The following is an 11,907-nucleotide window of genomic DNA, read 5'->3' as shown; positions in this document are numbered from 1 at the left end:
GTGCTGATCACGGGCGGTACGGGTGGTCTGGGCGCGCTGGTGGCCCGCCACCTGGTGACCGAGCACGAGGTCAGGCGGCTGTTGCTGGTCAGCCGGCGTGGGCCGGAGGCGCCGGGCGCGGCCGAGCTGGTGGCGGAGTTGTCGGAGCTTGGGGCCGCGGTGGACGTGGCGGCCTGTGACGTGGCCGACCGCGAGGCGCTCTACGGAGTGATCACCTCGGTCGCGGACTCGCTGGTGGGCGTGGTGCACACGGCGGGCATGCTGGACGACGGTGTGGTCACGTCGTTGTCGGGCGAGCGGCTGGACCGGGTGCTGGAGCCGAAGGCGGACGCCGCCTGGCACCTGCACGAGCTGACCCGCGGCCTGGACCTGTCGGCGTTCGTGTTGTTCTCGTCGATGGCGGGTGTGCTCGGGGGCGCGGGCCAGGGTAACTACGCGGCGGCGAACGCCTTCCTGGACGGGCTCGCTCAGATGCGGGCCGCGGAAGGGCTGGCGGCGACGTCGCTGGCGTGGGGGTTGTGGGAGCAGGGCGGCATGTCGGGCGAGTTGTCCGAGGCCGACCTGCGCAGGCTGGCGCGGATGGGCGTGGCGCCGCTGTCCGCGGCCGACGGGCTCGACCTGTTCGACGCCGCGCTCCGCCACGACCGCGCCCTGCTGGTCCCCGCCCACCTCGACATCAGGACCATGGGCGCCCAGGCCGACGCCGTTCCCCCGCTCCTGCGCGGCCTGGTCTCCGGGTCCGGCAGGCGCGTGGTGACCGCCGCGTCGGAGGCCGCGGCCGGGCTCAAACAGCAGCTCGCGGCCCTTCCGCCGGTCGGGCAGCAGGCCGCGCTGCGGGATCTCGTCGCCTCCCAGGTCGCCGTGGTGCTCGGCATGGCCGACCCGTCGGCGGTCGACGACGGGATGCCGTTCCAGGAGCTGGGATTCGACTCGCTGATGGCGGTCGAGTTCCGCAACCGGCTCAACGCGGCCACGGGCATGCGGCTCCCCGCGACCCTGATCTTCGACTATCCGACCCCGGAAGCGCTCGTCCGCTACCTGTCCGGCGAGCTCCTCGGCAAGCAGGAGACCGCCGTCCAGGCGCGGGTCACGGGGGCCGACGACGAGCCCATCGCGATCGTCGGCATGGCCTGCCGCTTCCCCGGCGGCGTCGAATCCCCTGAGGAGTTGTGGCGGCTGCTCGCCCAGGGTGGCGACGCGATCTCCGAGTTCCCCGCCGACCGCGGCTGGGACCTGGACGCGCTGTACGACCCTGAGCCCGGCAACCGCGGCACCTCCTACTCCCGGCACGGCGGTTTCCTGCACGACGCGGGCGAGTTCGACCCGGGATTCTTCGGGATCAGCCCGCGCGAAGCCCTGGCCATGGACCCGCAGCAGCGGCTGCTCCTTGAGACGTCATGGGAGGCGATCGAGCGGGCCGGGATCGACCCGACCGCGCTGCGCGGCAGCAGGACCGGCGTGTTCGCCGGCGTCATGTACCACGACTACGCCAGCCAGCTCTCCTCCGTGCCCGACCAGCTCGAAGGGCTGATCGGCACCGGCAACTCCGGCAGCGTCGCCTCCGGCCGCGTGTCGTATGTCTTCGGGCTCGAAGGCCCGGCGATGACCGTGGACACGGCGTGCTCGTCGTCGCTCGTGGCGCTGCACCTGGCGGTGCAGGCACTGCGGTCGGGCGACTGCGACCTCGCCCTGGCCGGCGGCGTCACGGTGATGGCGACGCCGTGGACGTTCATCGAGTTCTCCCGGCAGCGCAACCTGGCCGTCGACGGCAGGTGCCGGGCGTTCGCGGAGTCGGAAGGCGGCGTCGGGCTCTCGGAGGGCTCGGGCGTGCTGCTGGTGGAGCGGCTGTCGGACGCGCGGCGCAACGGGCACCAGGTGCTCGCCGTGGTGCGCGGCTCCGCGGTCAACCAGGACGGCGCCAGCAACGGGCTGACCGCCCCGAACGGGCCCTCGCAGCAGAGGGTGATCCGGCAGGCCCTGGCGAACGCCGGGCTGTCGGCGGCCGACGTGGACGCGGTCGAGGCGCACGGCACCGGCACCACCCTGGGCGACCCGATCGAGGCGCAGGCGATCCTCGCCACGTACGGGCAGGACCGCCCCGAGGACCGGCCGGTGTGGCTGGGGTCGATCAAGTCCAACATCGGCCACGCGCAGGCCGCCGCCGGAGTCGCGGGCGTCATCAAGATGGTCATGGCCCTGCGGAACGGCGAGCTGCCGCGGACCCTGCACGCGGACGAGCCGTCCACGCACGTGGACTGGTCGGCCGGCGCGGTCGAGCTGCTCACCGAGGCCCGGTCGTGGGAGCGCGACGAGGCGCCCCGCCGCGCCGCCGTCTCCTCGTTCGGCATCAGCGGCACCAACGCGCACGTCGTGCTGGAGGAGTCGCCGGCCGAGCCGGCGGCCGCGCCCGAGCCGGCGGCCGCGTTGCCCGTGGTGCCGTGGGTGTTGTCCGGCAGGAGCGAGGAGGCGCTGGCGGCGCAGGCGGCACGGCTCCGCACCTGGATGGAGTCGCGCCGCGAACTGGACGTGGCCGACGTCGGCTGGTCGCTCGCGACGGGCCGGGCGGTGCTGGAGCACCGTGCGGTCGTCGCCGGCGCGGACCGCGCCGAGCTGCTGGAGGCGCTGGCGGCGGTGGCCGACGGCAGGCACGGCGAGCCGGCGGTCGAGACCGGCCTGGCCCGATCGAGGGCCAAGGCGGCGATGTTGTTCGCCGGCCAGGGCAGCCAGCGGGTCGGCATGGGACGGGAGCTCGCCGACGCTTTCCCGGTCTTCGCGCAGGCGCTGGACGACATCTGCCGGGTGCTCGACCCGCTGCTGCCCCACCCGCTGCGCGCGACCATGGCCGACGGCCCTGCCGAGGTGCTGGACGAGACGGGCATGACCCAGCCGGCCCTGTTCGCCTTCGAGGTCGCCCTGTACCGGTTGCTGGAATCGCTGGGCGTCGCGCCCGCGGTGCTGGCCGGGCACTCGGTCGGCGAGATCGCCGCCGCGCACGTCGCGGGGGTGTTCTCGCTGGAGGACGCGTGCACGCTGGTCGCGGCCCGTGCCCGGTTGATGCAGGCGCTGCCTTCCGGTGGGGCGATGCTGGCCATCGCCGCTCCGGAGGAGCAGGTGCTGCCGCTCGTGGAGGGCCGTGCGGACCGGGCCGGGATCGCGGCGGTCAACGGACCGGCCGCAGTGGTGGTCTCCGGTGACGAGGCGGCCATCGCGGAGATCGAGAGCCGGACGGAGGCGCGAACCCGGCGGCTGCGGGTCTCGCACGCCTTCCACTCGCCGCTGATGGAGCCGATGCTCGCCGACTTCGCCGAGGCGATCGGCGGCATCTCCTTCCACGAGCCCACGATCCCGGTCGTCTCCAACGTGACGGGTCGTCTGGCCGAGCCCGGGCAGCTGACCGATCCCTCGTACTGGGTGGAGCACGTGCGTGGTGCGGTGCGGTTCGCCGACGGCGTCGCCGCCGCCCGTACGGCGGGAGCCACCGTCTTCGTCGAGCTCGGCCCCGACACCACGCTGACCGGGCTCGCCCAGCAGACCCTCACAGGAGACGAGACCTTCGTCAGCACGAGGGCCAAGGACCGGCACGAGGCCCGCACGTTCGTCCAGGCACTGGGCCGGATGCACGCGCACGGCGTCACCGTCGACTGGGCGGCGTACTTCGCGGCGGCGCGCCCGTCCCGCGTGGATCTGCCCACCTACGCCTTCCAGCACGAGCACTTCTGGCTCCGGCCGGGACCCGGCACCGGCGACGTCACCACCGCGGGTTTGGGAGCCGTCGAGCATCCGCTGCTCAGCGCGGCCACCGAGGTGGCCGGCGGCGAAACGGTGGTCTTCAGCGGGCGGCTGTCGGTCGCCACGCACCCTTGGCTGGCCGACCATGTGGTCGGCGGCAGCGTCATCGTACCGGGCACGGCGCTGGTGGAGCTCGCCATCCGGGCCGGGGACGAGAGCGGATGCCCGCACCTGCAGGAGCTCACCCTCCAGGCCCCGCTGGTGGTGCCCGAGGACGGTGGCGTGCAACTCCAGCTGGTGTCCACGGCCACCGAGGAGCCGGGCCGGCGGGCGCTGGCCGTCCACTCGCGGGCGCAGGACGCCACCGAGTGGACCCAGCACGCGCAGGCCACCCTCACGGCGAGCGTGCCGGAGCCCGACGTCGATCTGGCGCAGTGGCCGCCCGCGGGCGCCCAGCCGGTCGCCGTCCAGGACCTCTACGACGACATGGTGGCGATCGGGCTCGACTACGGGCCGACGTTCCAGGGGCTGACCCGCGCCTGGGAGCGGCACGGCGAGGTGTTCGCCGAGATCGTGTTGCCCGAGGAGGCGCACGCGGACGCCGGCCGGTTCGGGCTGCACCCCGCGCTGCTGGACGCCGCGCTGCACGCCACCGCGCTGGGCGGCCTGCTGCCCCGGCCGGAGCCTGGGCGGCCGTACCTGCCGTTCGCCTGGTCGGGCGTCTCCCTGCACGCGGCGGGGGCGACGAGCCTGCGCGTCAAGCTCGCCAACGCCGGTGGGACCGCCATCACGCTGGCCATCGCCGACGAACTGGGCGCGCCGGTCGCCGTCGTCGACACCCTCTCCCTGCGCCCCCTGGCCGCCGCGCAGCTGGGCGGCACGAACCGGGGCGCACTCCACGAGATCGAGTGGACCCCCGTCACCGGCGCGCCCGCGCAGGAGGCGGTCGGCTGGGCGCTGCTCGGCGCCGACGACCTCGGCACCGGAGCGGCGACCTACCCGGACGCGGCCACGCTCGGCTCGCTGCACGACCCGGCCGACCTGCCCGAGGCCGTCCTGGTCCGCTGCCCCACCGGTTCCCCCCCTGGGCCGGACCACCACACCGCGACGCACGAGGCTCTCGAACTGCTCCAGAGCTGGCTGGCCGAGGAGCACCTCGAATCCGCGCGGCTCGTCATCCTCACGCGTGGCGCCGTCGCCACCGCCCCCGGCGAGCGCCCCGACCTCGCCCAAGCGGCGGTGGGCGGGCTCGTCAGGGCCGCGCAGGCGGAGCAGCCCGGCAGGTTTGTGCTGCTGGACGCGGACACCGACCAGCTCGACCCGGCGGTGGTCGGCCAGGCGCTGGCCACCGGAGAGCCGCAACTGGCGATCAGAGGCGGTGAGCTGCGGGCGCCACGGCTCGGCAGGGCCGCGGACCTGGCGGACCCGGAGCCGGTGTTCGGACCTGACGGAACGGTGCTGATCACGGGCGGTACGGGTGGTCTGGGCGCGCTGGTGGCCCGCCACCTGGTGACCGAGCACGAGGTCAGGCGGCTGTTGCTGGTCAGCCGGCGTGGGCCGGAGGCGCCGGGCGCGGCCGAGCTGGTGGCGGAGTTGTCGGAGCGTGGGGCCGCGGTGGATGTGGCGGCCTGTGACGTGGCCGACCGCGACGCGCTCGCCCGGGTGCTGGAGGGCGTGGACGAGCTGGTCGGCGTGGTGCACACGGCCGGCGTCCTGGACGACGGCGTCATCACGTCGATGTCGGGCGAGCGGCTCGACCGGGTGCTGCGGCCCAAGGCGGACGCCGCCTGGCACCTGCACGAGCTCACCCGTGACCGGAACCTGACCGCGTTCGTGTTGTTCTCGTCGATGGCGGGTGTGCTCGGGGGCGCGGGCCAGGGTAACTACGCGGCGGCGAACGCCTTCCTGGACGGGCTCGCTCAGATGCGGGCCGCAGAGGGACTGGCGGCGACGTCGCTGGCGTGGGGGTTGTGGGAGCAGGGCGGCATGTCGGGCGAGTTGTCCGAGGCCGACCTGCGCAGGCTGGCGCGGATGGGGCTGGCGCCGCTGTCCGCGGCCGACGGGCTCGACCTGTTCGACGCCGCCGTACCGTCGGGAAGGGCACTGCTCATCCCCGCCCGCTTCGTGCAGGCCCGCACCAGCGCCAGGACCTCCGTACGGCGGGTCGGCACCGGCGACGGGCTCGCCGACCGGCTGGCCACGCTGGAACCCGACGAGCGCCGCTCGGCACTGGCGGACATCGTCCGCGGCCAGGCGGCCACCGTGCTCGGCTTCACCGACGGATCGGCCATCGACCCCCAGCGCCCGTTCCAGGACCTCGGGTTCGACTCCCTGACCGCGGTCGAGTTCCGCAACCAGCTCGGCAAGGCCACGGGGCTGCGGCTCCCCGCCACCGCCGTCTTCGACTACCCCACCCCGGTCGCCCTGACCGAGCACCTCATGGGGTACTTCGCCGAGACGAAGGACGAGGAGGCCGGCATCCTGCGGTTCTTCGCGGAGCTGGACCAGATCGAAGACTCACTCACCACACTCGCCGAGGACAGCACGGTGCGCAGCCGGCTCACCACGCGCCTCAAGGAGCTCCTGTCCGGCCTCAACGGCCCCGGCGGAACATCCGACGTCGTGGACCAGATCGAGTCCGCCTCCGACGACGAGATGTTCGCCTTCATCGACAACGAGCTTGAGATCTCTTGATATTTCGCAGCGGCTGAGAAGGGCTACGTTCGATGGCAAACGAAGACAAGCTCCGGGGCTACCTGAAGCGGGTCACGGCCGACCTGCACCAGACCAGGCAGCAACTGCGAGAGATCGAAGGCAGGGAGCACGAGCCGATCGCGATCGTCGGCATGAGCTGCCGCTACCCCGGCGGGGTCACCTCGCCCGAGGAGCTGTGGCGGCTCGTCGACGGCGGCGGTGACGCGATCTCCGAGTTCCCCACCGACCGCGGCTGGAGCGAGAACCTCTACCACCCCGACCCCGACAACCCCGGGACGACCACGGCGCGCAAGGGCGGCTTCGTCTACGACGCCGCCGACTTCGACGCCGGCTTCTTCGCCATCTCCCCGCGCGAGGCGTTCGGGACCGACCCGCAGCAGCGGATGTTCCTGGAGTCGAGCTGGGAGGCGTTCGAACGCGCCGGCATCGACCCGGCCTCGGTACGCGGCAGCCGCACCGGCGTCTACGCCGGCGTCATGTACCACGACTACTTCCGGGCCGAGGCGCTCGGCAGCGTCATCTCCGGCCGCGTCTCGTACGCGCTCGGCCTGGAGGGGCCGGCGGTGTCCATCGACACGGCCTGCTCGTCGTCGCTGGTGGCGCTGCACCTCGCCGTCCAGGCGCTGCGGCGCGGCGAGTGCTCGCTGGCGCTGGCCGGCGGCGTCACCGTCATGGCCACCCCCAACACGTTCATCGAGTTCTCGCAGCAGCGCGGCCTGTCCGCCGACGGCCGGTGCAAGTCGTTCGCCGACTCCGCCGACGGCACCGGCTGGAGCGAGGGCGTGGGCGTGCTGCTGGTCGAGCGGCTGTCGGACGCCCAGCGCAACGGCCACCAGGTGCTGGCCGTCATCCGCGGCAGCGCGGTCAACCAGGACGGCGCCAGCAACGGCCTGTCCGCCCCGAACGGGCCCTCCCAGGTCCGGGTGATCCGGCAGGCGCTGGCCAACGCGGGACTGTCGGCCTCCCAGGTCGACGCGGTCGAGGCGCACGGCACCGGCACCACCCTGGGCGACCCGATCGAGGCGCAGGCGCTCATCACCGCGTACGGGCAGGACCGTGACGGCGGCCGGCCGCTCTGGCTGGGCTCGCTCAAGTCGAACATCGGCCACGCGCAGGCCGCCGCGGGCGTCGGCGGTGTGATCAAGATGGTGATGGCCCTGCGGAACGCCACGCTGCCGCGCACGCTGCACGTGGACGAGCCGTCCACGCACGTGGACTGGTCGGCCGGCGCGGTCGAGCTGCTCACCGAGGCCCGGGAGTGGGAGCGGGACGAGGTGCCCCGCCGCGCCGCCGTCTCCGCCTTCGGCTTCAGCGGCACCAACGCCCACCTGATCATCGAGGAGGCGCCGGCCGAGGACGAGCAGGAGGCCGCCGGGCTCAACCTGCCGCTGGTGCCGTGGGCGGTCTCCGCCCGCGACCGGCAGGCGCTCGCCGCGCAGGCGGAAAGGCTGGCCGGCTGGCTGAACGAGCGGCCGGACCTGCGCCCCGCCGACGTGGGCTGGTCGCTCGCGACCGGCCGGGCCGTGCTGGACCAGCGCGCGGTCATCGTGGGGGAGAGCAAGGACGAGCTCATGGCCGGGCTCCAGGCCCTCGCCGGCGGCGCCGCCGCGCCGGGAACCGTCACCGGTGCGGGGGCGGGCGGCAAGGTCGCCTTCCTGTTCGCCGGCCAGGGCAGCCAGCGGGTCGGCATGGGCGCCGCGCTGGCCGAGGCGTTCCCCGTGTTCGCCGACGCGCTGGAGGACGTCTGCAAGGTCCTCGACCCGCTGCTGCCGCACCCCATCAGGGACGTGATGTTCACCGACCCCGACGGCGTGCTGGACGAGACGGGCATGACCCAGCCCGCGCTGTTCGCCTTCGAGGTGGCGCTGTACCGGCTGCTGACCTCGCTGGGCGTCGAAGCGGACGTGCTCGCCGGGCACTCGGTCGGCGAGATCGCCGCCGCCCACGTGGCGGGGGTGCTCTCGCTCCCCGACGCCTGCACGCTGGTCGCCGCGCGCGCCCGGCTCATGCAGGCCCTGCCCGCGGGCGGCGCCATGCTCGCCGTCGCCGCACCCGAGGAGGACGTGCTGCCGCTGCTGGAGGGCCGCGCCGGCCGGGTGGGCATCGCCGCCGTCAACGCGCCGGGCGCGGTCGTCGTCTCCGGCTCGGCGGCCGACATCGACGAGATCGCCGAGGCGCTCGCCGGGCGGCAGGTGCGCACCCGGCGGCTGCGCGTCTCCCACGCCTTCCACTCGCCGCTGGTCGAGCCGATGCTGGAGGAGTTCAGGCAGGTCGCCGGGTCGCTCACGTACCACGAGCCCGCCATCCCCGTCATCTCCGACGTCACCGGCAGGAAGGCGGAGGCCGGGCAGCTCACCGACGCCCGCTACTGGGTCGACCACGTACGCCAGGCGGTCCGCTTCGCCGACGCCGTCACCGCCGCCCGCGCCGGCGGCGCCACGGTGTTCGTGGAGATCGGCCCCGACGGGACCCTGACCAGCCTGGCCAGGCAGACGCTCGACGGCGACGCCGCCGCCGCCTTCGTCACCGCCGCGCGCAAGGACCGCGACGAGGCCCGCGCCTTCGCGGAGGCGCTCGGCCACCTGCACTGCCGGGGCGTCACCGTCGACTGGGACGCCTACTTCGCCGACGCCTGCCCCCGGCGCGTCGACCTGCCCACGTACGCCTTCCAGCGCAAGCGCTTCTGGTACATGCCGGGCACCGGCGCGGCCGAGCAGCCGGCCGCGGACTCCGTCGATCCCGAGTTCTGGGCGGCGGTGGAGCGGGAGGACGTGGCCGCCCTCGCCGCCACGCTCGGCATCGGGGACGGCTCTCCGCTGGCCGCGATCCTGCCGGCGCTGTCGTCCTGGCGGCGGCGCAGGCGCGACCAGGACGTGCTCGACTCCTGGCGCTACCGCGTCACCTGGGCTCCCCTCACAGTTCCCGGCGGGAAACCGCCCGCGCTGTCCGGCACGTGGCGCGTCGTCGTCCCCGCCGACAGGACCGCTGACAGGGACGTGGACGACGCGGTGACCTGCGTCGTCGACGTGCTCGAACGGCACGGGGCCCGGTGCGAGCCGGTCCACGCCTCCGGCAGGGAGGACCTCGCCGCGCTGCTGCGCGAGAACGACCCCCCGGCCGGCGTGCTGTCCCTCTACTGCGGCCCGGCCGAGACGCTCGCGCTGATGCAGGCCATGGACGACGCCGGCGTGGACGCGCCGCTCTGGGTCGCCACCGACGGCGCCGAGAGCGTCAGCCGGGTCGATCTGCTGCGCGACCCCGAGCAGGCCGCGGTCGCCGGGCTCGCCCGCGTCTTCGGCCTGGAGCACCCGGGCCGCTGGGGTGGCCACGTCGACCTGCCGGAGACGCTCGACCAGCGGGTGGCGGGCCGCCTGGCGGCCGTGCTCGCCGGCATCGAGGACGAGGACCAGGTGGCCGTCCGAGCCTCGGGCGTCTTCGCCCGCAGGCTCACCAGGGCGCCCAGAACGGGCACCGGCCCCGCCGACGGCTGGCGGCCGCGCGGCACCGCACTGATCACCGGCGGCACCGGCGGCCTCGGCGCGCACGTCGCGCGGTGGCTCGCCGGTAGCGGCGCCGGGCACCTCGTGCTCACCAGCCGGCGCGGCGCCGACGCCCCGGGAGCCGCCGAGCTGGTGTCCGAGCTGGAAGAGCTCGGCGCGCGGGTGACCGTGGCCAAGTGCGACGTGGCCGACGGCGACGCGCTCGCCGCACTCGTCCGCGAGGTCGAGGACGGCGGCGACGCCATCCGGTCGGTCTTCCACACGGCGGGCGTGCCCCACATCCAGGCGATCACCGGGCTCGCCCCGGACGAGCTGGCCCAGGCCACCCAGGCCAAGATCACGGGAGCGGCCAACCTGGACCGGATCCTCACCGGCCCGCTCGACGCCTTCGTGCTCTTCTCCTCCGGCGCCGGCATCTGGGGTGGCGCGCACAACGGCGCCTACGCCGCCGGCAACGCCTACCTCGACGCGCTCGCCGCGCACCGCCGCGGCCGCGGCCTCGCCGGCACGGCCATCGCCTGGGGCTTCTGGGACGCCGCGGGTGGCGGCATGACCACCCTCCTCGACGAGGAGGACGCCCGCAGGACCGGCGTGAGGTTCATGGATCCCGCGATGGCCATCGACGGCCTGCGGCAGGCGCTCGACGATGGCGAGAGCAACCTCGTCATCGCCGACGTCGACTGGGCGCGCTTCACACCCGTCTTCACCGCCTCCCGGCCGCGCCCGCTGCTCGACGGCGTCCCCGAGGCCCTCGCGGCCCGCGAGAACGAGACGGAGGCCACCACCGAGTCCTCGGAACTGCGCGCCCGCCTCCTGCCGATGAACGACGAGGACCGCGAGCGGCTGCTGGTGGAGCAGGTGCGCGAGCAGGTGGCCGCCGTGCTCGGATACGCCGCCACCGAGGTGGAGGTCGACCGGGCCTTCAAGGACCTCGGCTTCGACTCGGTCACAGCGGTCGAGTTGCGCGGCCGGCTCAACGCCGCACTCGGCGTCCGGCTCCCCGCAACCGTGATCTTCGACTACCCGAACGTCAAGGTGCTCGCGAGCCTGGTCCGCGACGAACTGCTCGGCACGCAGGCCGAGATCGTGCCCGCGAGCGGAGCAGGCGGCCCCGTCGCCGACGACCCGATCGTGATCGTCGGGATGGCCTGCCGGATGCCCGGCGGCGTGCACAACGCCGACGACCTCTGGCGGCTGGTCTTCGAGGGCAGGGACGCCATCTCCCCGCTCCCCGACAACCGCGGCTGGGACGTCGACGGGATCTACGACCCCGACCCGGACGCCCCGCTCGCCTCGTACACGCAGGACGGCGGTTTCGTGTACGACGCGGGCGAGTTCGACCCGGCGTTCTTCGGGATCTCGCCGCGCGAGGCGCTGGCCATGGACCCGCAGCAGCGGCTCCTCCTCGAGGCCTCGTGGGAGGCCATCGAGCACGGCAGGATCGCCCCCGCCTCGCTGCGCGGCACCCGTACCGGCGTGTTCGTGGGCGCCGCCTACGAGGAGTACGGCCGCAACTCCGACCAGATCCCGCTGGAGTCGGTGGGGCACCTCGTCACCGGCACGCTCAGCAGCATCGTGTCCGGACGGGTCGCCTACACGCTCGGTCTCGAAGGGCCGGCCGTGACGGTCGACACCGCCTGCTCGTCGTCGCTGGTCGCGCTGCACCTGGCCGTGCAGGCGCTGCGGAACGGCGACTGCGACCTCGCGCTGGCCGGCGGCGTGACGGTGATGTGCAGCCCCGTCGGGTTCATCGGGTTCAGCCTGCAGGGCGCGCTCGCCAGGGATGGCCGGTGCAAGTCCTTCGCCGGCGCGGCGGACGGCTTCGGGCTGTCGGAAGGCGTCGGCGTCCTGCTGGTGGAGCGGTTGTCGGACGCGGAGCGTCTCGGGCATCGGGTGCTGGCGGTGGTGCGGGGCAGCGCGGTCAATCAGGACGGTGCGAGTAACGGGTTGACGGCGCCTAATG

General features: G+C 74.2%; 2 protein-coding genes. Both read left to right on the top strand.

Annotated features, from left to right (window positions below; translation table 11 throughout):
• Nucleotides 1–6,423, top strand: a complete 6,423-nt coding sequence (locus E1294_RS48025) for a type I polyketide synthase (RefSeq protein ID WP_281284619.1) — start codon at nt 1–3, stop codon at nt 6,421–6,423.
• A gap of 32 nt (nt 6,424–6,455) precedes the next feature.
• Nucleotides 6,456–11,907: type I polyketide synthase (locus tag E1294_RS56810; protein ID WP_132518832.1), on the top strand; the 5,452-nt coding region annotated here is incomplete at its 3' end.

Source organism: Nonomuraea diastatica (assembly GCF_004349015.1).
GTDB classification, from domain to species: domain Bacteria; phylum Actinomycetota; class Actinomycetes; order Streptosporangiales; family Streptosporangiaceae; genus Nonomuraea; species Nonomuraea diastatica.
This window is presented reverse-complemented; position numbering and strand designations above follow the sequence as displayed.